At 72.8% G+C, this 22,288-nt stretch carries 18 protein-coding genes; 9 read left to right on the forward strand and 9 right to left on the reverse strand.

The window, feature by feature from the left end; genetic code table 11:
- Positions 1-2 precede the first annotated feature (2 nt).
- Both K7C98_RS29995 and K7C98_RS45100 read left to right on the forward strand, forming a co-directional pair.
- Positions 3-914, forward strand: coding sequence for an alpha/beta hydrolase (locus tag K7C98_RS29995; protein WP_224195229.1), 912 nt, complete (start codon positions 3-5; stop codon positions 912-914).
- A 90-nt stretch (positions 915-1,004) separates the two neighbouring features.
- The gene (locus tag K7C98_RS45100) at positions 1,005-1,925 is read left to right on the forward strand and encodes a DNA-methyltransferase (RefSeq protein WP_224195230.1); all 921 of its coding nucleotides are present in this window, start codon (positions 1,005-1,007) and stop codon (positions 1,923-1,925) included.
- A gap of 200 nt (positions 1,926-2,125) precedes the next feature.
- Here the strand turns inward: K7C98_RS45100 and K7C98_RS30005 are convergent, their stop codons facing one another.
- The 3 genes from K7C98_RS30005 to K7C98_RS30015 all read right to left on the reverse strand — a co-directional run bounded on the left by K7C98_RS30005 (position 2,126) and on the right by K7C98_RS30015 (position 7,027).
- A complete protein-coding gene (locus K7C98_RS30005; RefSeq protein WP_224195231.1) occupies positions 2,126-2,905 on the reverse strand; it encodes an SDR family NAD(P)-dependent oxidoreductase in 780 nt (259 codons plus the stop codon).
- 42 nt (positions 2,906-2,947) lie between these two features.
- Positions 2,948-3,679: a RadC family protein gene (gene radC, locus K7C98_RS30010; RefSeq protein ID WP_224195232.1), complete on the reverse strand. Its 732-nt coding sequence runs from the start codon at positions 3,677-3,679 to the stop codon at positions 2,948-2,950.
- A gap of 318 nt (positions 3,680-3,997) precedes the next feature.
- Entirely contained in the window at positions 3,998-7,027 is a 3,030-nt protein-coding gene (locus K7C98_RS30015; RefSeq protein ID WP_224195233.1) for a PAS domain S-box protein, read from the reverse strand.
- A gap of 154 nt (positions 7,028-7,181) precedes the next feature.
- Here K7C98_RS30015 and K7C98_RS30020 point away from each other — a divergent pair, with 154 nt between their 5' ends.
- From K7C98_RS30020 to K7C98_RS30030, 3 genes are read left to right on the forward strand one after another with little or no spacing between them, the layout of a single operon-like run.
- Positions 7,182-7,751, forward strand: coding sequence for a thioredoxin family protein (locus tag K7C98_RS30020; RefSeq protein ID WP_224195234.1), 570 nt, complete (start codon positions 7,182-7,184; stop codon positions 7,749-7,751).
- Between the two features lie 10 nt (positions 7,752-7,761).
- The gene (locus K7C98_RS30025; RefSeq protein ID WP_224195235.1) at positions 7,762-9,615 is read left to right on the forward strand and encodes a SpoIVB peptidase S55 domain-containing protein; all 1,854 of its coding nucleotides are present in this window, start codon (positions 7,762-7,764) and stop codon (positions 9,613-9,615) included.
- Positions 9,616-9,650: 35 nt separating this feature from the next.
- A complete protein-coding gene (locus tag K7C98_RS30030; RefSeq protein ID WP_224195236.1) occupies positions 9,651-11,765 on the forward strand; it encodes a hypothetical protein in 2,115 nt (704 codons plus the stop codon).
- 185 nt (positions 11,766-11,950) lie between these two features.
- Here the strand turns inward: K7C98_RS30030 and K7C98_RS30035 are convergent, their stop codons facing one another.
- Positions 11,951-12,331 (reverse strand): hypothetical protein, encoded by a 381-nt coding sequence (locus K7C98_RS30035; RefSeq protein ID WP_224195237.1) that lies wholly within the window; start codon positions 12,329-12,331, stop codon positions 11,951-11,953.
- 175 nt (positions 12,332-12,506) lie between these two features.
- Entirely contained in the window at positions 12,507-13,556 is a 1,050-nt protein-coding gene (locus tag K7C98_RS30040; RefSeq protein WP_224195238.1) for a hypothetical protein, read from the reverse strand.
- Positions 13,557-13,737: 181 nt separating this feature from the next.
- Here K7C98_RS30040 and K7C98_RS30045 point away from each other — a divergent pair, with 181 nt between their 5' ends.
- Positions 13,738-14,451 (forward strand): ribonuclease HI, encoded by a 714-nt coding sequence (locus tag K7C98_RS30045; RefSeq protein WP_224195239.1) that lies wholly within the window; start codon positions 13,738-13,740, stop codon positions 14,449-14,451.
- On the opposite strand, the gene K7C98_RS30050 is transcribed toward K7C98_RS30045, so the two are convergent.
- The 3 genes from K7C98_RS30050 to K7C98_RS30060 are packed head-to-tail and all read right to left on the reverse strand — an operon-like array spanning position 14,402 to position 17,384.
- Complete coding sequence (locus K7C98_RS30050; protein ID WP_224195240.1) at positions 14,402-15,295, reverse strand: polysaccharide deacetylase family protein; 894 nt, start codon at positions 15,293-15,295, stop codon at positions 14,402-14,404. The genes K7C98_RS30045 and K7C98_RS30050 overlap by 50 nt on opposite strands.
- Positions 15,295-16,017, reverse strand: coding sequence for a glycosyltransferase family 2 protein (locus tag K7C98_RS30055; protein ID WP_224195493.1), 723 nt, complete (start codon positions 16,015-16,017; stop codon positions 15,295-15,297). The genes K7C98_RS30050 and K7C98_RS30055 overlap by 1 nt, the downstream gene beginning before the upstream one ends.
- 32 nt (positions 16,018-16,049) lie before the next feature.
- The gene (locus K7C98_RS30060) at positions 16,050-17,384 is read right to left on the reverse strand and encodes a protoporphyrinogen/coproporphyrinogen oxidase (RefSeq protein WP_224195241.1); all 1,335 of its coding nucleotides are present in this window, start codon (positions 17,382-17,384) and stop codon (positions 16,050-16,052) included.
- Positions 17,385-17,471: 87 nt separating this feature from the next.
- On the opposite strand from K7C98_RS30060, the gene K7C98_RS30065 reads away from it, so the two are divergent.
- Genes K7C98_RS30065 through K7C98_RS30075 form a run of 3 tightly spaced genes read left to right on the forward strand, consistent with a single transcriptional unit; the run spans position 17,472 to position 20,554 of the window.
- The gene (locus K7C98_RS30065) at positions 17,472-18,416 is read left to right on the forward strand and encodes a serine/threonine protein kinase (protein ID WP_224195242.1); all 945 of its coding nucleotides are present in this window, start codon (positions 17,472-17,474) and stop codon (positions 18,414-18,416) included.
- 5 nt (positions 18,417-18,421) lie between these two features.
- Positions 18,422-20,095, forward strand: coding sequence for a hypothetical protein (locus K7C98_RS30070; RefSeq protein WP_224195243.1), 1,674 nt, complete (start codon positions 18,422-18,424; stop codon positions 20,093-20,095).
- Between the two features lie 42 nt (positions 20,096-20,137).
- Positions 20,138-20,554 (forward strand): VOC family protein, encoded by a 417-nt coding sequence (locus tag K7C98_RS30075; protein WP_224195244.1) that lies wholly within the window; start codon positions 20,138-20,140, stop codon positions 20,552-20,554.
- A gap of 74 nt (positions 20,555-20,628) precedes the next feature.
- On the opposite strand, the gene K7C98_RS30080 is transcribed toward K7C98_RS30075, so the two are convergent.
- Positions 20,629-22,035 (reverse strand): serine/threonine-protein kinase, encoded by a 1,407-nt coding sequence (locus tag K7C98_RS30080; protein ID WP_346660311.1) that lies wholly within the window; start codon positions 22,033-22,035, stop codon positions 20,629-20,631.
- Positions 22,036-22,288 lie beyond the last annotated feature (253 nt).

Here is a 22,288-nt window from a genome sequence, read left to right on the forward strand (position 1 = left end):
ACATGGCAAGTCTGCAGAGCCGCCTCCTCTACCAGTTGATCCGCTACTGGCGCCGCCGCCACCCGATCGGCGAGTTCGGCCCCGACGGCTACAGGGGCGTGCGCGCGGCCATCGACCGCGGGGCGGCCCAGGCCCGCCTGCCGCCCGGCGTCTACCGCGAGGCGACCCGCGCCGGCGGCGTCCCGGGCGAGTGGATCCACGCCGCCGGCGCCCGCGCCGACAAGGTCCTGCTCTACCTGCACGGCGGCGGCTACGTCGCCGGCTCGCCGGCCACCCACCGGGCCCTGACGGCGGCGCTCAGCCGCGAGGCCCGCGTCCGCGTGCTCGCGCTCGACTACCGCCTCGCCCCCGAGCACCCGTACCCGGCCGCGCTCGACGACGCCCTGTCCGCTTATACATGGCTCTTGAACCAGGGCTTTTCGGCCAGATCGATCGCCCTCGGCGGCGACTCGGCGGGCGGCGGGCTGACCGCGGCCACGCTGGTCCGCCTGCGCGACACCCCGGGCGCGTCGCTGCCGGCCGCCGCGTTCATGCTGTCGCCGTGGGCCGACCTCGCCGGCACAGGCGAGTCGGTGCGCACGCGGGCGACGCTCGACCCGATGATCGGCGGCGACATCGCGGCGTTCGGTCGCTACTACGTCGGCCCCGCCGGCGACCCGCGCGACCCGTTGATCTCGCCGATCCACGCCGACATGCGCGGGCTGCCGCCGCTGCTGATCCAGGTCGGCACGCGCGAGGTCCTGCACGACGACGCGGTCCGGCTGGCCGAGCGCGTGCGCGCCGGGCAGGGCCGGGTCGAGCTCGAGGTCTGGGACGACATGATCCACGTGTTCCAGGTGTTCCCGAGCCTGCTGCCCGAGGCGCGGCGGGCGATCCGGCGGATCGGCCAATTCCTGCAGACGGAGCTCGCCTGAGCGCCGCGGCGCGGAGGGTGCTGCTGCGGCGCTGCGACGAAGCATCGCCGTGACCTCGTGCGAGCCCCTCCGTGGTACGCTCGCGCGCGCGTGGTCGCAGCGGCCCAGCACGAATTCCCCGCCAGCACGCATCGCCTCGGCGACGTCGGCTACACGCTGGTGCAGGGCGACGGCCTGCGCTGGATGGCGGGGCGGCCCGAGCGATCGATCCACGCGATCGTGACCGACCCGCCGTACGGCCTCAAGGAGTACACCGCGCTCGAGACCGCCAAGCTGCGCGGCGGGCGTGGCGGCGTGTGGCGGATCCCCCCGGCCATCGGCGGCAGCGTCCGCAGCCCCCTGCCGCGCTTCACCGTGCTGTCGGGCGACGAGCGGGTCGCGCTCGAGCGCTTCTTCGCCGAATTCGCCGCCCAGGCGATGCGCGTGCTGGTGCCGGGCGCCCACGTGTTCATCGCCGGCAACCCGCTGCTGTCGCACCTCGTGTACGGGCCGTTCCTCGCCGTCGGGTTCGAGAAGCGGGCCGAGATCATCCGCCTGGTCCAGACCTTGCGCGGCGGCGACCGGCCGAAGAACGCCCACGAGGAGTTCGCCGACGTCACGGTGATGCCGCGCTCCGCGTGGGAGCCGTGGGGACTGTTCCGCAAGCCGTGCGAGGGCCGGGTCCAGGACAACCTGCGCGTGTGGGGCACCGGCGGGCTGCGACGGATCTCCGCCGAGCAGCCGTTCGCCGACGTCATCGCCTCCGCGCCGACGCGGCCCGAGGAGCGCGCCCTCTCGCCGCACCCCTCGCTCAAGCCGCAGGCGTTGATGCGCCAGCTCGTGCGTGCCGCGCTGCCGCTCGGGCGCGGGGTGGTGCTCGACCCGTTCATGGGCGGCGGCTCGACGATCGCCGCCGCGGTGGCGGTGGGCTACGAGAGCGTGGGGGTGGAGCTCGATCCGGAGTTCTTCGCCGCCGCGACCGCCGGGATCCCGCGCCTGGCCGCGCTCACGCCGGCGCGACCGCGTCGCTGACGTGGTGTCCTTCGGGGCATGCGCTCGAGGGCATGTTCTCGAGAGCATGTTCTCGTGAACATGTCCCATGGCTCTCGCAACCCGCGGATCGGCGCCCGGGCCGAGGCGACGCGACGAGCGGGCGGCGGGTTGCGGCGCGCCGCAGCGCGCTGTCGTCGAGGTCGAGCGCCGCGCCGGCGACGAAGGCGGGGGCCTGCGGCTCAGGGCACCGCGCTGGCGCCGCCGTCGAAGTTGATCGCCGCGCCGGTGATGAAGGCGGCGCGCGCGGACGACAGGAACGCGATCAGGTCGGCGGCCTCCTCGGCCTCGCCGACGCGGCCGAGCGGGACTTGCCGCTGGCGGGCCATGTCGGCGTAGTAGCGCTCGCGGTCGACGCCGTCCTTGCGCTTGCGGTCGTGCTGGGCGCTCTTGACCAGGCCGATGAGCACGGCGTTGACGCGGATCTTGTCGGGGGCGAGCTCCTTGGACAGGGCCTTGGTCAGCGCCAGCCCGGCGGCGCGGCTGACCGTCGAGGGCATCGAGCCGGCGGCCGGCTGGCGGGCGCCGATGTTGAGGAGGTTGACGATGCTGCCCCCGCCGACCGCGCGCATGTGCGGGATGGCGAGGCGGGTCAGCCGCAGGGCGGCGAACAGCTTGAGGTCGAGGTCGTCCTGCCAGGCGTCGTCGGTCAGCGACTCGAAGGCCGCGGCGGCCGAGGTGCCGGCGTTGTTGACGAGGATGTCGATGCGGCCGAGGCGGGCCATCACCCCGTCGACCAGGCGCAGGACGTCGGCCGGCTCGCGCACGTCGACCGGCATGGCGAGCACCTCGGAACCTGTCTCGGAGGACAGCTCGTGCATCGCCTTGGCGAGGACGTCGGCCCTGCGGGCGCAGATGACGACGCGAGCGCCGGCCAACCCGAGCGCGCGGGCGGTGGCCCGGCCGATGCCCTCGCTGCCGCCGGTGACGATCGCGACCTTGTGCTGGAGACCCAGGTCCATGGCGCGAGGGCGTAGCACAGTCGCGTGCGCGCGTCACAGCGGTCACAGCGGGGTTTCCGCGGGCAGAGGGGCCTCGGGGATGAGCCCGAGGGCCAGCATGGAGGTGCAGCCGCCGTCGGTGACGATGAGGTGGTCGACCACGGGGATGCCCATCATCCAGCCGCACTCGACCAGGCGGTGGGTGAGGCCGACATCGCTCTCGCTGGGGCTCTGCTCGCCGCTCGGGTGGTTGTGGACGAGGATCACCGAGTGGGCGCCGGCCTGCGTGAGCGGGCGGAACACCTCGCGCGGGTGGACGTGGACGTGGGCGACGCTGCCGAGGCCGACCTCCTTGATCAGGCGGATCCGCCGCCGGCTGTCGAGGCCGATGATCAGGAAGACCTCCTGCGAGCGGCCGCGCAGGTGGGCGTGGACGAACCGGCGCACGTCGTCGGAGCCGCGCACGGCCGCGTCGACCGGCAGCTGCAGCTGACCGATGCGCCGCGCCAGCTCGACCGCGGCGCACACGGCGGTGGCCGACGCCTCGCCGATGCCCGGCGCCTCGGCGAGCTCGTGCGGCAGCCCGCGCATCAGCCCGGCAAGCCCGCCGAGCCGCTGCAGCAGCGCCAGCGCCCGCTGCTCCGCTCGCCCGCCGCCGAGCAGCAGCGCGACCAACTCGACGTTGCTCAGCACCGCCGGCCCGAACGCGTACATGCGCTCGCGCGGGCGCTCGATCGCCTGCGCCCGCGCGCCGGCCTCCTCACCGCTGCTCTCCTCGACGCTCCCTTGGGACATGTCTCAAGGTGTTTCAAGCCGCGTGCCAGCGAGAACCCGCGGCGCGACGCGAACCACCGCGCGAGGCCGTCCCGCCGGCTGGACGCGCGTCCCGCCGGCTGGACGGCCCGCGCCCGGGCGGCCGACCAGGTCGACGAGACCACGACGCGTCCGCGCCGGCACGATGCGTGCAGCGGTCTGAGTATGCAGTGCTGCAGGTCCGCGCTCGCCTCGAGAGTCGATGTCCTTGAAGGCATGCTTCTAAAGACATTGCCTTCTAGGCATGCCCTCATGGACATGTCTGAAAGCTACGAGCTCCGCGGCGAACCGATCGGCGGGTTACGTCGCCGCCTCGACCGCCAGCTCGCGCGCCCGGGCCGCGAGGTCGTCCGTGAGGCGGTACATGGCGTCGATCAGGCGCTCGACGCGGGCGACGCGGTCGGCGTCGGTGGCGTGCGGGCCGAGGCCCTCGAGCTCGCGCGCGAGGCCGAGCAGCTCGCCGGCGCTGAACATCGCCGCGGTGCCGGCGATGCGGTGGGCGGCCTGGCGCATCACTTCGGGGTCCTTCGTGGCCGACGAGCGCAGCACCTCGGCCAGCTTGGGCGCCTCCTCGCGGGCCATCTCGATCATGCGGAGGAGGGTCTTGCGCGAGCCGGCGACGCGCTTGCTGACGGCGTCCCAGTCCTCGACGGCGCCGTTGGGGCGCTGGCCGATGGTGGCGAGCGCGGCCTGGAGGTCGGCGATCTGGACCGGCTTGGTGAGGAAGCCGTCCATGCCGCGCGCGAGGCTGTGCAGCCGGTCCGACTCGGTCGCGCGGGCCGTCATGGCCACGATCGGGACCGACCGCACGCGTGGGTCGTCGTGCCGGCGGATCGCCGCCGCGGCCTCCCAGCCGTCCATCCCGGGCATCTGCACGTCCATCAGCACCAGGTCGAAGCGCGTCGACTCGACGGCCGCCAGCGCGGCGAACCCGTCGTGCACGACCGCGACCTCGTGACCGGCGCCGCGCAGCATCTCGGCCGCGACCAATTGATTGATCGGGTGGTCCTCGGCCAGCAGCACGCGCAGCCGCCGGGTCGCGGCCAGGCGCGCCGGCGGGGTGCGCGTCTCGGGCCGCGGAGCCTCGTGGGCGCACGGCAGCTCGACCTCGAACGAGAAGATGCTGCCGACGCCGACCTTGCTGTCGACCGCGATCGCGCCGCCCATCAGCCGGACCAGGCGGTCGGCGATCGTCAGGCCGAGGCCGGTGCCGCCGAAGCGGCGGGTGGTCGAGGCGTCGCCCTGCTCGAACGGGACGAAGATCGCCGACAGCCGCTCGGGGGCGATGCCGATGCCGGTGTCGCGGACGGCGAAGCGCAGGCGCACGCGCTCGCCGAGCGGCGCGGCGCCGACCTCGACCTGGACCTCGCCGTGCGACGTGAACTTGATCGCGTTGCCGATCAGGTTGACCAGCACCTGGCGCAGGCGGTCGGGGTCGCCGACCAGCCAGCGCGGGACCTCGGGCGCGAGCGCGGCGGCGAAGCGCAGGCCCTGCTCGGCGGCGCGCGGGCGCAGGGCGTCGAGGGTGCGCTGCATGGTCGCGTGGAGGTCGAAGGTCACCGGCGCGAGCGCCAGCTTGCCGGCCTCGATCTTGGTCACGTCGAGGAGGTCGTTGATGACCGCGAGCAGCGAGCGCGCCGAGTCCTGGATCACGCGCAGGCGCTCGCGCGCGGGCGGCGGGGGGTCGTCGAGCAGCGCCAGCTCGACCATGCCGAGGATCCCGTTCATCGGCGTGCGGATCTCGTGGCTGACGTGGGCGAGGAACTCGCTCTTGGCCCGGCTCGCCGCCTCGGCCGCGCGCACGGCCTGGCGCAGCTCGTCCTCCTGCCGGCGCCGGTCGCTGATGTCGGTCTGCGTGCCCATCAGCCGCGACGGCCGCCCGGCCTGGTCGCGCGCGACCAGGCGCCCGCGCCCGAGCACCCACCGGTAGCTGCCGTTGGCCGTACGCGCCCGGTACTCGCAGTGGAAGGTGGGCGCCTCTCCGGACATGTGCTTGCGGACAGCCTCGTGGAAGGCCTCGCGGTCGTCGGGGTGGACCGCGTGGGCCAGCTCGGCCTCGGAGTAGGTGTGGCTGGCGTTGTCGCGGCCGCGGGTGGAGAACACGGTGCCGGCGACGAGGTCCCAGTCCCACAGCTCGTCGCCGGCCGCCTCGAGGGCCATGTTCAGGCGCTGCTCGCTGTTGCGCAGCAGGACCTCGCTGCGCTTGCGCTTGGTGATGTCGCGCGTGGTGATGGCGACGCCGTCGCCGACGCGGACGGCCTGGTGGCGCAGCCACTCGACCCCGGGGATGAGCTCGGAATTGATGCGGATGTCTTCGTCGAGGGTCTCGCCGCTGGCGATCACGCGCTCGTACTTGGCGAGGAACGGCGCGAGCCGGCGGTAGCCGCCGAACTCCGACAGGCGCATGCCGATCAGGCGCTCGCGCGGGCGGCCCATCAGGCGGATCGTGCCGGGGTTGACCTCGACGACCACGAGGTCGAAGCGGCCCTCCTCGTCGATGATCCGCTCGGTGACGACGATCGAGTCGGTGCTGGCGAGCAGCGCCCCGCGCAGGCGCTGGGCCAGCCGCTCGTGCTCCGCCTGGGCCAGGCGGCTCGCCGTCACGTCGCGCAAGATCCCCACGTAGCCGATCACCTCGCCGGTCGTCTCGCGCAGCGGCGACGTCACGACCTCGACGTAGGCGCGGCTGCCGTCGGCGCGGGGGATCGACGACGAGTGGTCGTCGGAGCCGTACTCGCGGGCCCGCAGGGTGTACGTGTCGAGCTTGGTGACCTGGCGGCCGAACTCGATCGAGAGCCGGCGGATCCGCTCCGCGACCTCGTCCGGGTCGCTCGGCAGGGTGTCGAAGTGGCGGCCCAGGACCTCGTCGGCGGGGATGCCGTAGATCCGCTCGGCGCCGCGGTTGAAGCGGACGATCCTGCCGCTGATGTCGACGGCGATCAGGCCGACCGAGGTCGCGTTGGCCAGGAGGCCGCCGATCTGGCTGTGCACGCGCGCGAGCTCGCACTGCAGCGAGACCCACGCGCTCTCGCCGTCGCGGGCGCGGTGCATGCGGGCGTACAGCTCGAGCCGCCGGCCGTCCTGCGTGAGCATCTGCGTGCGGCCGCGGACGTCGGTGTCCCCGGCGAACACGCGGCCGAGGAGGCTCGCCACCTTGTCGCGGAATTCGGGCGCCGCGGCCGCCACCAGGCTGGCCGCGGCGACCTGGTCTTCCGACCAGCCGAGCACCTCACGGAGCGCGCGGCTGCAGGCGAGGATGCGGCCGTCGACGGCCACGGCCGCGAGCAGTTCATCGCTATCCTCGAGGAGGTCGCTGAGCGATGGCGGCATCCTGGAGTGGGGCCATGACAGCACGCCTCCGCGGCGCCGGCAACCGGTCATGAGGGGGCGCACGCTGGCTCCGTCGCCGCCGCGTCGACGCACGCCGGCCATCTGCCGGGTCGCCGGCGGATCTCGCAGATCGCGCGTGGTATGGTTGCCGGCCGTGACCTCGACCCGTCTGGTCCTCGCGCTCGCCCTCGCACCCGCCGTCGCGACCGCGCTCGCCCTCGCCGGCTGCACCGGCAAACCATCGAACGCCGGTCAACAGCAGCAGGAATCATCCGGCGCGGCGGCGGCGGGCCCGTCGGCGCCCGCGGGCCCGCAGCGCACCGCCACCGCGCCGGCCAACGGCTTCGGCGACAAGATCGCCTGGCGCGGCCTGACGGAGGGCTTCTCCGAGGCCGCGACCCTCGGCCGGCCGATCATGCTGGTGGTGCACGCGTCGTGGTGCTCGCAGTGCAAGGCCCTGCGGCCGGCCTTCGCCGACCCGGCGCTGGTCGACCTGTCCGACCGCTTCGTCATGATCAACGTCGACCAGGACGAGGAGCCGTCCAGCCAGCAATACGGCCCCGACGGCCGCTACGTGCCGCGCGTGCTGTTCTTCGACTCGGCCGGCGAGCTCGATCGCGAGCTGCTGAACGCCTCGCGCCGCCGCTACAAGTACTATTACTCGCCGCACGACGACCTCGTCGGCGCGATGCGTCAAGCCCTCGAACGCCATGCCAAGTCCTGAGCCCCGTACCATGCGCCGCTTCGTCCGTGGAGGCGCCGCCGGGCTCGTGCTGCTCGGGGCGCTCGCGCTGCGCCCGGCGGCGGCCGCCCGGCCCGACATCATGTCGGTCGACGACGTCCGCCCGGGCATGAAGGGCCACGCGGTCACCGTCTTCTCCGGCACCGGCACCGACCGCTTCGAGATCGAGGTGATCGACGTCATCCGCGACTACCTCCCGCGCCAGGACGCGATCCTGTTCCGCTCGAGCGACCCGCGGATGGTCCACTCCGGCATCGTCGGCGGCATGAGCGGCAGCCCGATCTACATCGACGGCAAGCTGGTCGGCGCGCTCGCCTACGGCTACCGCTTCAACAAGGACCCGATCGGCGGCATCACCCCGATCTCCAATATGTTCGCCGTCGGCGAGCTGCCCTTCCGGCCGGAAGTGCTGCCGCAGAACAAGGTCCGCGGGACCGCGCGGCCCGGCGCCGCCGGCTGGGCCGACGCGATGCTGGGCCTCGCCACCACGCCGCTGCCGCAGCGGCGCCGCCCCGACGACCTGACGCCGCAGGGCGGCCTGGCCCCGCTCGGCGCGCCGATGTCGGTGAGCGGCCTCGGGGGCGAGGCGACCCGCTTCCTCGCCGACGCGCTCGGCCTCGTGCCCGCGCGCGGCGGCAGCGGCGGGGCGACCGTCGGCGACGCCAAGGCCGCTCCGGCCAAGACGTGGCAGGGCGGCGACTCGGTGTCGGTGGTGCTGATCCGCGGCGACAACGCGGTCGCGCCCAACGGCACGGTCACGTGGGTCGGCGGCAAGCAGGGCGAGAAGCTGCTGGCGTTCGGCCACGAGATGCTGGGCGCCGGCCCGAGCAACCTGCCGATCGCCGACGCGCGGGTCCACGTGATCATCCCCAGCGTCGAGCGCTCGGTGAAGCTGTCGAGCGCGCTGCACGTGCGCGGGTCGATGGTCCAGGACCGCCAGGCGGCGATCTCCCTGCGCACCGACGTCAGCGCGCCGATGATCCCGGTGACCACCGAGCTGCGGGCGCCCGAGCCCGACATGCCGCCCCGCGTCTATCACAGCGAGGTCGCGCTCGGCGTCGACCTCACGCCCGCGCTGGTCGCCAGCCTGCTCGTCGACGCGCTCGGCGAGGGCGCCTCGGACGGCACCGAGGTGGTCGCCGAGGTGCTGCACGAGATCGACGTCACGACCAGCAAGGGCCCGCGCACGCTCAAGGTCCGCCACGAGGAGTTCTTCCCCGCCGGCGTCGACGCGCGCGCGCTCGGCCGCGGCCGCGGGGCGCTGATCATGGCGGCGCTGCTCAACAACCAGTTCGAGGTCGCCAAGCTGCGCGCGGTCCGTCAGACCGCGACCCTGCGCTACGACAGCCCGGTCGAGACCCTCGAGTCGATCCGCCTGGCCGACGCCGACGTCCACGCCGGCGACCTCGTCACCCTCGAGCTGCGCCTCCGCGACTACCGCGGCAGCAGCCACAGCGAGACGCTCAGCCTGCGCGTGCCCGACGACGCCGCCGACCAGGACATCCAGATCGAGGTCACCGGCGGCGACAGCGCCCGCCCGCCGCGGCCGATGCCGAGCTCGCTCGACGACCTCATCGACACGCTGCAGGACACCTACCCGGCGCGCAGCCTGGTGGCCACGATCTACCGCCAGGCCGAGGGCCTCTCGACCCGCCACGGGCTCCTGCCCGAGCTGCCCGCGAGCGTGCTCGAGAGCCTCGCCGCCACCGGCACCACCACCGCGGCGGTCCGCTTCAAGCAGATGGCGCGGCGGGTGATCCCGCGCCCCTCGCTGATCGAGGGCGAGCACACCCTCAAGGTCAGCGTCAAGCCGCGGCGGAGCTTCGCCTCGCCCGCCTCCGAATGACCCGTCCAGCCTCGACCATGACTGTCCGTTCGCGCATGTCCCTTCATACATATTCGGCGCTCGCCGCCCTCGTCGCCCTCGCGCCCGCGAGCGCCGGGGCCGGCGGCACGCGCAGCTTCCACCTCGGCGACTTCGACGACTTCGACGCCGGCGAGGCCGAGGGCGCGGCGATCGAGGGCTCGGGCAAGGTCACGGTCGGGCTCGTGCCGGCGCGCGGCGGGGTGAAGGGGGCCGCCAGCGTGTTCTCGTGCGCGGCTGACCCGAAGGACAGGAGCGCGGCCTGGCTCGGCACCGCCGACGGCTCGGGCGTGCAACGGATCAAGCTGGTCACGCCGAGCAAGGCCGGGGCCGCCGAGCCGGCCGCGAGCAAGCTGGCCGAGCTGCCGGGCGCGGTCGTCTCGGCCCTGGCGACGCTGCCGGGCGGCGATCTTCTGGCGGCGACGCTGCCCGGCGGCACGATCCACCGCATCGACGCCAAGGGCAAGGTCAGCGAGTTCGCCAAGCTGCAGGTCGAGCAGATCTGGGCCCTCGTGCCGCACGAGGGCCGCCTGCTCGTCGGGACAGGTCCGAAGGGCGAGCTGTTCTCGCTCGACCTCCAGGGCAAGGACCCCAAGGTCGTGCTCGACTCCGACGAGAAGGACATCCTCGCCGTCCTGCCGGTCGGCAAGGAGGTCGTCGTCGGCACCTCGCCCGGCGCCAAGGTGCTGCAGGTCGCCGCCGCCAGCGACGGCATCCTCGTGCACGACTTCGCCGGCGACGAGGTCCGCGCGCTCGCGCTGGTCGACGGCGGCCTGGTCGCCGCCGTCAACGACTTCACCGACCGCGGCCTGTCGTCGGTGCAGGCGCTCACCAAGAACCTCAACCGCACCAGCCTGGTCGGCCAGCCGGCCGAGGGCAGCCTCGACGCGACGTCGGGCGGCGCGCCGCAGTCGAGCGCCGACCTGTTCTTCGTCGCCCTCGGACCCAAGCGCGACCTGGCCCGCGCGGCCGAGGCGACCTGGGAGTCGTGGCTGCACAAGGACAAGCAGTACTTCACCGCGCTGCTCGGCGACCCGGCCGCCAAGGGCTCCGAGGTGCTGGTCGCGGCCTCGCAGCAGGGCAAGGTCTACCGCGTCCGCGGCCGCCGCGACGTCGCCACCGTCGCCGACCTCGACGAGCGCCAGGCGACCGCGCTGTGCCGCCTCGGCGACGGCGCGGTGCTGGCCACCACCGGCGACGGCGCGGGCGCGTACCGGCTCGCGGTCGCACCTGCCCAAAAGGCCAGGTACCGGACGAAGGTCCTCGACGCCAAGCAGCCGTCGGTGTTCGGCGCCGTCTACCTGCGCGGCAGCGGCCTGACGCTGCGCGCCCGCAGCGGCCCGGGGGCGGAGCCGGACAAGCGCTGGAGCGAGTGGAAGTCGGTCACGCTCAAGAAGGAGGGCGACGCGCTGGCCGGGGCGCTCGGCCTGCCGACGCGCCGCTTCGTCGAGCTCGAGGTCACGCTGGCGAGCGGCGGCGAGCTGCGCGACGTGCAGCTGTTCTACGCCCCCGAGAACCTGGCGCCGCTGGTCGCCGGGGTCGACGTCGCCCGCCCCGAGTTCGAGTTGGCCGACGACGACGAGCCCGACTCGAAGCTGACGATCAAGTGGAAGGCCGAGGCGCGCGACGACGACGACCTCGTCTACGAGATCCGCGTGCGGCCCGAGGGCACCTCCGACAAGGAGTGGATCTCGCTCAGCGGCGCCGAGCCGGTGACCAAGAAAGAGTACAAGTGGGACCTCGGCAGCGTGCCCGACGGCGTCTACGAGGCCCAGGTCATCGCCAGCGACGAGCCGAGCAACGGGATCGCCCGCGCCGCCCGCGACGAGGTCGTGTCGGCCCCGTTCGTGGTCGACCACAAGCGCCCCACCATCGACGGCGTCAAGGTGAACGGCCTCGCCATCACCGGCACCGCCAGCGACGACGGCGGCCAGATCCACGACGTGGCCTTCAGCGTCGACGGCGGCCCGTTCCGCGCCGCCAGCCCGAGCGACGGCCTGTTCGACACCGGCCGCGAGGGCTTCCAGCTCACGCTGCCCGAGCCGCTCGCCCCCGGCCGCCACCGCGTGGTCCTGCGCGCCCGCGACAGCTTCGGCAACATCGGCTCGCTCGCCGTCATCGCCGACAAGTGAGAGGCGCGGCGCCCCTCGCCCCGACTGCAGGGCTGTCCCTGCAGACAGGTGAGGCGTGGGCCGAGCTGTCCTGAGTGACGAGGCTCGAGCGCGGGCAGAGCCGAGGGCGTGACCGCCCCGAAAGCACGAAGGGCCGCGGCGTAATGCCGCGGCCCTGACGAGCTGTCCCTACAGACAGGTGAGGCTCAGGCCTTCTTGGCGGCCGTCTTCTCGGCCGGCTTCTTCTCGGCCTTCTTGGCCTTGCGGGTGAGGCTCTGGTGGAGGTCGACGAGGCTGGGCACGCTGACCTTGGCGAGCGCGGCCTTGAAGTCCTTGTCCTTGGCCTGGCCCTTGAGCTCGGCGATCTTGTCGACGATCGCCTGGACGCCGCCGAGCTTCTTGGCCTGCTCGCCGATCTCGGCCAGGCGGAGCAGCTTGCTGTTGGCGACGTACTTCAGGCGCTTCTTGAAGTCCTCGGCCGACTCGCCGGCGAAGGCGCTGGGCAGGAGCTCGGCCACGCGGGCGACGAGCTGGTCCTTGGAACCGAAGAGCTTCTTGACGTGTTGCAGGGGTGTGGTCTTGGGCATTGCGATCCGCCTCGATGTTCGCCGCCATGAGCAGCTACGAAGGGGGTTGTCGGGGTCTGACCGGCGCGGGCAGGCCACCGAAAGGAGCGGCCCTCTCGACGGTGAAGTCGACAGGGCCGCGACTCTTTAGAGGATTCACGGCCGCGGCGCAAGCGCGCGGCCCGATTTCAGGCGCTCAGTTCGCCGGGGCAGCCGGCGCATCGCCCTCGGCCGCAGCCGGGGGGGGCTCGGCCGGGGTCGGGGGCTCGGCCGGCTCGGCCGGGGGAGCATCCATGCCGCCGCCGCCGCCGCCGCCGCCCATCAGGCCGCCGAGGCCGCCGGCCTTCTCCTGGAGGGTCTTGAGGTCGCTCGAGCTGAGCGAGATCTCGAAGCTGAGGAGCGCGTCCTTGGCGTCGATCTTGACGGTGTCGGCGACCGTGGCGGGCAGGCCGACCATCGCCAGGCCCATCTTCGCCATCGGCAGCGCCTCGTCGGCCTTCTTCTTGAGGCCCGCGGCCTGGTCGGCCGAGCCGAGGCCGGCGGCGAGCTTGACGCCGAGGCCGTCGCTGAGGTCGACCGAGCCCGAGAAGTCCTTCACGTCGACCTCGCCCTGCGCCTTCGCCATGCCGGCGAGCTGCTCGGGGGCGACGCCCGCGAACCAGATGTGGCGGCTCTGGTCGGCGCGGGTGAACAGATCCTTGTGCGGACCATCGACGGCGGCCTTGCCCTTGCCATCGACCAGATCCTTGACTGCGGCGGCCCACGGCTTGCTGGCGATCACGACGGTGCCGGCGTCGACGATGTAGCCGGTGCCATCATCCATCTTGATGGCCTTCTTGCCGCCCTCGTCGGCGATCGTGAACGGGACCTTGCCGTTGTTCTTCTCCTTCGCCTTGTCGGCGATGCAGGTCAGGTTCTTCTCGTCGCCGATACCGGTACCGGTGATCACGACCGCGACGCCGTCCTTCGCGTCGGTGCCGATGAGCACGGAGGTGATCGCCTTCTCGGGGTCGAGGTTACAGCCCTTGGCCGCCTCGACGACTTCCTTGTAGCCGGCCTGCGACTCGGCGATGGCCTTGTTGTCCGCGTACAGCTTGCTCTTGAGCAAGCCGCCGACGTCGATGCCGGCCATGATGGTGGCTTGCTCGGGGATGAGCTTGCCGCCGGCGGCGCTGGCTCCGCCCTTGCAGGCGGGGATCGCGATGAGCGCAGTGGCAGCGAGGGTCGTGAGGATCGTCCGCTTCATAGCGGGGCACTAATACGCCACGAATTTTAATCGATCAACCAAAAAAACCCGGGCCGAGGCCGGGTGAGGATGTGCCTTTCCGCCGGTCGGTGCATAGTGATCCAATCTGCCCAATTCTGCAGCGCGGCCGTACGCTGCAGGCGACGACGCAGCCTTTCGGCGCGCCGCTCGGAGCTCGCACATGGCGTGGAAACGCTTCGTTTTCAAGGATCAAACGGTGTTCGTCCGCGTCCTCGCGTCCGGCAAGCCCATCGTTCACCGCGGCCGGATCGAGATGCGCTACCGGATGGGCGCCAGCAAGTCATATCGCGCCACGCCCGACAACCTGATCGAGATCCCGGACGACACCGAGATCATCTCCGACGACGCCTTCTCGGGGACTCCGACCCCCGTGGCGACTGTTCAGGTGGTCCGTGAGGAGCCGACCAGGCCGGCGACCGACGCGACCATCATTATCCACACCGACGGCGCGTGCAGCGGCAACCCCGGACCGGCCGGCATCGGCGTGCTCATCGAGCGCGGCGAGGAGGCCGTCGAGCACAGCGAGTTCATCGGCGAGGGCACCAACAACGTCGCCGAGCTGACGGCCATCCTGCGCGCGCTCGAGATGCTGCGCCCCGAGGACAAGGACGCGCACGTCCTCCTCTATACCGACAGCGGCTGGAGCCTCGGCGTGCTGGTCGGCGGCTGGAAGGCCAAGGCCAACGTCGAGCTGATCGACAAGATCAAGGAGAAGCTGGCCGAGCACCCGGGCGTGGAGCTGCTCAAGGTCAAGGGCCACGCCGGCCAGTCGGGCAACGAAGAGGCCGACGAGCTGGCGACCATGGCCGTCCGCCGCGAGGACTCTAGGACCCGAACGCGGCGGCGATCGAAGTCGCCCCTCCCCGCCGTTTGATCAGCTCGCGCAGGCGCGCGAGCCGCTTGTCGAGCGGGGTCCGCAGCTCGGGCTGGCGCTTGCGCAGCGCCGGGTCGATCGGGTCGGTGTCGGGGTCGGCGAGGTCGAGCGCGTGCAGCTCGAGGTGCAGCGCCGGCGTCCGCAACGCCTCCTGGTAGAGCGGCCCGCCGCGCAGCACGAAGGTGCCGACCATCGGCAGGCGCAGCAGCGGGCTGACGCTGATCGGCACCTCCCACATGCCGACGTCGGAGCGGTAGTACGGCCGCGCCGAGCCGAGGAAGCTGCGGAGCCCGCGGGCCCGCGACTGCGACCGCCGCCCGCGCAGACGGATCCACGCCATCGCCGCCAGCTTGGCCGCGTAGTACGGCAGCGACGGCAGCAGCGAGCTGTCGTAGCGGTAGCCGAGCGCCCCGGCCTGTTGCAGCAGCAGCTCGTCGTGGCAGTACCCCGGCGCGCGGAAGCCTCTGGGCCGCGCGCCGAGCTTGCGCAGCAGGTCGTCGCAGCGGCGGAGGTCGCCGTAGATCTGTCCCGAAGGCCAGTCGACCAGATCGTAGGCGTGGCTGTAGCTGTGGTTGGCGAGCTCGTGCCCGGACTGGGCCGCCAGCTCGAGCAGCGCCGCGCCGTGGCCGGGGCCCTGCATGTCGCGCTCGAGGTCGCGGCCGACCACGAAGAAGGTGGCGCGCGCGCCGGTCTCGGCGAACAGCTTGAGGAGGCGCGGCAGGCAGCGGCCGAGCACCACGTCGGCCTGCTCGGGCGTCGGCGGCGGCAGGCCGTGGATCGCGTGGTAGCAGGCGAGGTCGTCGAGGTCGACGCTGAGGATCGTGCCGCGCAGCTCGGTCGTCATCACCGCTCCTTCGCGCCGCGCCCGAGGTGGATCGCGGCCATCAGGCGCGCCAGGTTCTTCAGCACCCGCGGCACCCGCCGGGCCAGGTGGATCGACGGCGCGCGCTTCTCCGCCAGCTCGACCGGGATCTCGGTGATCGGCACGCCGTCGCGCTGGGCCCGGATCACCAGCTCCGAGGCGAACACGTCGTGGCCGACGATGCAGCGCGCGACCACCGGCAGCAGCGCCGCGCGGCGGAACGCCTTGAGCCCGTGCGTGTCGGTGCCGCGGTAGCCGAGCGTGACGCGCAAGAGCCCGTTGTAGGCCCGCGTCGCCGCGCGGCGGCCGAGCGGCCGGCGGTCGTGCGCCCCGGGCATCGCCTTCGAGCCGACCACCAGGTCGGCCGCGCCGGCGCGCAGGAGCGTGAGCGCGCGCCGGTGGAAGTCGACGTCGCACAGGTCGATCTCCTCGCACACGACGAAGCGGCCGGCCGCCTGCTCGATCGCCATGCGCAGCGCGGCGCCGTAGTTGGGCGCCGGGCACGAGAACCACTTCACCCGCGGGTCCATCGCGGCGAGCTCGGCCGCGATCTCGCGCGTGCGGTCGCGGCTGCCGTTCTCGGCCAGCCACAGCTCGAACTGCCAGCCCTCCGCCTCGAGGCCGCGGACCAGCTCGAGCACGCTGTCGCGGAGGATCGCCTCCTCGTTGTAGACCGGGATGACGACGCTGAGCTCGGGGGCGATGTCCGAGCCGGAGGTCGGTGAAGAAGTCTCGGTCATCGCGGCTCCCGTCCGGCGAGCCGCGCGCTCGCCCAGTGGCCCGCGGCGCGCCCGGCCAGCAGGCAGTCTTCCATGCTGTTGTAGATCCACCCGCCGTAGCGGCCGCAGCTCAGGATGTCCTGTCCTTCGAGCCAGCCGAGGATCACGCCGCGGGCGGCGGTGTAGGCGGCGTCGAACACGACATAGGCGTGCTCGACCACGCGGACCTCGACGAAGCGGACGTCCTCGGCCGCGCGCAGCGCCCCGACCTCGACGAGGCCGGCGTAGATCGCGGCGAGGTCGATCGGACCTGTCCGCTCGTTCAGCTCGACGTAGAGCCCGCTGCAACCGGCGGGGGCCATCCGCGGGGCGGCGTTCGAGTAGACGCCGACGCGGAAGAAGGGCAGGCGCGGCTCGGGCACGTAGACCCAGTGATAGTCGCACGGCGCCGGGGCGCCGACGGCGATGTCGAGGTAGCGCCAGCGGACGTGGCGCAGCGCGCCGGCGGCCTCGCGGACCTCGGGCGGCGCGGCCGGCATGCGCCGCACCAGCTCGGGCAGGGGGATGCTCGAGACGAGCGTGTCGTAGCGGCGCCAGTCGGCCTCGGTGGAGAGCTTGATGCGCCGGCCGGCGACGTCGATCTCGTCGATGTCGCTGCCGAGCCGCAGCTCGACCTCGGGGCGCTGGGCGAGGCCCGCGCGCATTCGCTCGGGGATGGCGTCGATGCCCCCCGCGGTCGGCACGAGGAAGCTGGCGTTGTAGCCGAGGCCCTCCTGGGCCAGCCCGATCGCGCCGCCGATCACCTGCGCCGTGTCGGGGATCGGGATGTAGCGCGAGACCCACTCGGCGGTCAGGCGCTCGAGGTGCTCACCCCACAGCTTGCGGTTGTACGGGACGAAGAAGTGCTTGGCGATCCCCGCGCCGAAGCGGGCCTCGGCGAAGCCGACGAAGCTCTGCGGCTCCGGCGCGCCCCTCGCGGCCTGCTCGCGCGCCGCGACGTAGCCGACCAGGCACTCCTGCACCACGTCGAGCGGGAGCCCGTGCAAGTTGGCCTGGAACGGGTAGGGCAGCTGCACGCCGTGGCTGTGGATGCAGGTGCGGCGGGCGACGGTGGCGAGCTCGCCGGGCCCGAACAGGCCCTCGACCAGCGCTCTTATCGACGCGTCGCGCAGGTGCAGCCAGTGCCCGGTGACGTCGAAGGTGAAGCCGTCGCGGCGATGGCTGCGGGCGTGGCCGCCGACGCGAGCCTCGCGCTCGACCAGCAGCACTGGCCCGCGCGCGTGCCAGGCCGCCGAGAGCCCGGTCAGGCCGGCTCCCAGCACCACGAGCGGCGTTCGCGGGGGCGATGACATCGCCGCTCTTGTAGCAGGTCCGGGACCGTGGCGCCTCGCACTCGGCGATGGACACGCGGATCTGCGGGCGGCACACTCAACTCGTCCATGGAGCTCCAGAGTCTCGGCAAGTTCCGTCTGGTCCGGCCGCTCGCTGTGCGCAGCTCGGTGTTCCACCTGTTCCTCGCGCGCCACGAGGACGACCCGGAGGCGGCGCCGCCGGCGTATGTCGTCAAGCTGTTGCCCTCGGGCTCGGGCCCCGAGCACGCGATATTGGCGGCCCAATTCGAGCACGAGATCCGCCTCTATCAGGCGTTCAATCATCCGGGGATCCCCAGCGCCCACGCCGAGGGCGCGCAGAACGGCGTGCGCTATCTCGTCCTCGACGCCATCGACGGCTGCGACCTCGCCGTCCTGCTCGGCCACGACGTCGGCGCCCCGCGCGGCCTCAGCAAGGAGATCGCCGTCTACATCATGGGCCAGCTGGCCGACGCGCTGCACCACGTGCACACCGCCGAGGCCGAGGACAAGGGCAAGCTCGTCGAGCTCAACGTCGTCCACCGCGACATCTGCCCGGCCAACGTCCTGCTGTCGCGCACCGGCCAGGTCATGCTCGCCGACTACAACTCCGCCACCAGCATCTGGCTGCCGCGCGAGAACGACATGTCCCAGGCCGGCTCGAAGGCCTACATGGCGCCCGAGCGGGTGGTCGGGACCGCGGCCGCGTCTGTCTCTTCGGACATCTTCAGCCTGGCCGTGATCCTGTGGGAGATGCTGAAGGGCCAGCGCTGCTTCAAGGCCGACGACGACCTCAAGACGATGGACGCGATCGTCAAGTTCGACGCCGGCCACCCCAGCCGGCGCCTGCCCGGGCTGTCGACCAAGCTGTCCGAGATCGTGCGCAAGAACCTCGACCGCGACCCGGCCCGCCGCTACGCCGGCGCCTACCAGGTGCTGCAGCGCCTGGCCCAGTGCCCGGAGGCGGCCGCCGCCGAGCGGGCGCAGCAGGAGCTGGGCGCGCTGGTCATCGAGGCCGCCAAGGCTCCGGTCTGAGAGACATGTCCGCTGGGCCAGGCTCCGGCGAGGACCGCGCGGGCCGTGAGGAGCGGGTGACGGCGACGCAACAGGGCGGCTCGTCGGAGCGGGCGATGGACGCGGGGCGTCGCCGAGAGCGCCGCGGTGAGGAGCCGGCGAACGCGAGCGAGGGCGAGGCCCGCACGCGCGAGGCCGGCCGCGACGACGCGCGCCTGCCGGCGCTGGTCCGCCGCGAGGCCCCGGTGCTGGTCCCGCTGGCGCTGGCGGTGCTCGCGGCGACGTCCTACTTCTCGGGCCCGCCGGCGTGGAATCAGAACTCGCGCCTGGCCCTGACGCGCGCGCTCGTCGAGCAGGGCACCACGATCATCGACGAGTACCACGCGACCACCGGCGACAAGAGCCGGCGCGACGGCCACTTCTACAGCGACAAGGCCCCGGGCGCCTCGTTGCTGGCGGTCCCGGCCTACGCGCTCTACCACGGCGCGGCGCGCCTGGTCGGCGCCGAGCGGCCCGACGTCCGCCTGGTGCCGCTCGACCCGCGCGACCCGAACCGCGACCCCGAGGCCCGCCGCCCCGGCGACCGCCTGGCCTACAACCAGGCCTACCGCACCGCGCTCTACGTCAGCCGCGTCGGCTCGGTCGGCGTGTTCGCGGTGCTCGGCGCGCTCGCGCTGTACCTGCTGGCGCTGCGCCGCCTCGGCGACCGCGCCGGCGCGCTGCTGCTGGCCGCCACCTACGCGCTCGCCACCCCGGCGCTCGTCTACGGCGCCGCCTTCTACGGCCACCAGCTGTGCGCCGACCTGCTCCTGCTCGGCCTCGCCGGCGTCCTCCTGGGACATGGCCAGAAGGCCATGGCCTTCGGGACAGGCATGTGCCTCGGCCTGGCCGTCCTGTGCGAGTACCCGGCCGCGGTCCCGGTGGCGCTGCTGTGGCTGTTCGCGGGGCTCCGCCGCGGACCTCGCTTCGCCGCCGTGGTCGCGCTCGGCGGCGCGCCGGCGGCGGTCGCCCTGGCCGCCTACCACACGGTCGCGTTCGGCGGCCCGCTGAAGACCGGCTACGACTTCGTCTACCTGGCCGAGTTCGCCGAGGGCATGCGCGTCAACTACGGCATCCACGCCCCCGACCCCGGGGTGCTGCTCGAGCTGCTGTTCGGCGCCTACCGCGGGCTGTTCTACCTCGCGCCGGTGCTGCTCCTGGCCGCGTGGGGCTTGCTCTGCGAGCTGCGCGGCTGGCCGCCTGCTCCGAGGTGCATGTCCGATCGACCATGGCCCGTGCGACAGGTCGCGCTGCTGTGCCTGGCGATCGTCGGCTTCTACCTCGCGCTCAACGCCGGCTATTACATGTGGGACGGCGGCGCCGCGATCGGCCCGCGCCACTGCGTGCCGATGCTGCCGTTCCTGGCGCTCGCGCTGGCGCCGGCGATCCGCCTGGTGCCGCGCGCCGTCGTCGGCCTGGCGCTGCTGTCCGGCGCGATCACATTGCTGCTGACCGCCGCGGCCCCCGAGGCGCCGCAGTTCGGCGATCCGCTGTGGGGCTACGCGTGGCCGCGGATCTGGGCCACCGACACCGGCTACGGCGGACCCGCCAACCTCGGCCGCATGCTCGGCCTGCCCGGTCCGCTGAGCCTGGTGCCGCTGCTGCTCGTGCTCGCGTGGTGCCACGCCCAGGCGCGGCCGCACCTCGCCGCGAAGGGCTGAAGCGACGACGCTGCCTGGGGTACCTTCGCTGCGAGGTCCCCGATGCCCAGCTTGCTCGTCAACATCGATGTGCCCGACGTCGCCGCGGCCGAGGGTTTTTATGTGCGCGCGTTCGGCTTCACCGTCGGCCGGCGGATCGGTCCCGGCGCGGTCGAGCTGCTCGGGGCGGGTGTGCCGCTGTACCTGCTGCAGAAGGCCGCGGGCACGCCTGTCTCTGCGGCCAGCTCGGCGCGGCGCGACTACGGGCGCCACTGGACGCCGGTGCACCTCGACGTCGTGGTCGACGAGGTCGAGCCGGCGCTCGCGCGCGCGCTGGCCGAGGGCGCCACGGTCGAGGGCCCGATCCGCGAGGCGGTGTGGGGCCGGATGGCGCTGCTGGCCGACCCGTGGGGCCACGGGGTCTGCATCGTCCAGTTCAAGGGCCGCGGCTACGACGAGCTGATCTCTCCCGCGACGTGACCGGCGAGCGCGGGCCGCATGTCCGAGGGGACATGCGAGCCGGCGATCTCATAGCCTGTCCCGAAGGACAGCCGTCACGCGGCTGACGGCCGCTCGCCCCACGCGAGTGGGTCGCGGCCGAGGCGATGTTCGACCGCGTTGTCGGCGATCGCCAGCAGCGCGTCGAGCAGCTCGGCGGCGCTCTGGTAGCGCTCGGCGGGGTCGCTGGCGACGGACTTGAGGATCACGGCCTCGAAGTCGTCGGGGAGCTCCACGGCCGGCGCGGCGCGGCGCAGGGCGATGGGCCCGCTCGTGGGGCGGCGCGGGACGAACAGGCTGCCGCCCGAGTAGGGCATCTTGTTGGTGAGCAGGCGGAACATCAGCACGCCGAGGGCGAAGATGTCGACGCGGTGATCGTAGGGCCCGCCGCGCAGCTGCTCCTGCGGCATGTAGCCGGGCGTGCCGATCACCGGGCCCGACCTGGGCCTGGCGGGAGCGGTGGTGGCGTCGCCGCTGAAGCAGGACACGCCGAAATCGAGGACTTTGATGAAGTCGTCGGTGCCGCCGTGGGAGATCCGGAAGCAGTTGCCCGGCTTGATGTCGCAGTGGACCACGCCGCTGGCGTGGGCCGCGACCAGCGCCTCGCACACCTGGGTGCCGATCGACAGCACGCGGCGCCAGTCGAGTGGCCCGTCGTGCTCGAGCGTGGCCGCGAGGTCCTCGCCGTCGAGGCACTCCATCACCATGTAAACCAGCTCGCTCGCGTCGTGACACACCAGCTCGATGATGTCGATGATGTGTTCGCTGCGCAGCGCCGCCGCGGCGCGCGCCTCCTGCGTGAAGCGGGCGACGGTGTCCGCATCGGAGAGGCCGGGATCGAGGACCTTGACGGCGACGCGGCGCCGCATGTCCACGTGTTCAGCCTCGTAGATGGTGGCGCCGCTGCCGCCGTGGCCGAGGCGACGAAGCAGCCGATAGCGGCCGCCGAGGACGCGACCGGTGAGGTCGACCGACGCGCGGCGGCTGCATGGTGCGCGCGGTGCGTCGGGTTCGCGACTTCGATTGGAGTCGGGCATTCGGGGGGTGAACAAGAGTAACCACGCCGCGAGCGAGGCGGCAATGTCTCGGGGACGGTTCGACACGATCGTGACAGCGAGCGCGACGACCGACGATCCCCAAACGAGTTCGCGTAGTTTCACAGCCGCCGGGCACAGGTGTGTGGATCGCCGCGCGCGAACGAGCGCGAACGGCCGGCGGGCCGCCTCTTCGTCGTCGATCGCGACGCGACGTCGCGCGCCCACGCACATGGTCTTCGGGACATGTGTGATAAATCGGGCGGAGCGGACGCCGGGCCCGTCGCGCGGCCCTGCAGCGGATGGACCGACGCGCCGGCGGGGCGCGCGTCGACGCACATGGCCTTCGGGACATGTGTGAGAAGGCCGGGCTGAACAGACGAGCGGGCCGGCTGCTGCGCGCGCTGGCGCACCCGTACTTCGGGACATGTGCGCAAGGCCCGACGGCACGGCCTCGCCCGCTCGCCCGGAAGGCGAGCTCGACCATGCGCGGGCGAGTGCTCACGAGCTCCTCGGAGGCGCACTCGCGGCGGCGACGGCCCGCGCCGCTCTCGCGTCCCACGGCAGGATGGACATGTCCCTATGGACAGAGTGTGGACCCGCGAGTCGTCGGCCTAATCCGAGGTTATGTCGAGAAGGACATGACTCAATGGTCAGGCGGATGTGGCGGGCCGTGGAAGCC

This window comes from Nannocystis pusilla (genome assembly GCF_020073745.1).
In the GTDB taxonomy this organism is placed as follows: domain Bacteria; phylum Myxococcota_A; class Polyangia; order Nannocystales; family Nannocystaceae; genus Nannocystis; species Nannocystis radixulma.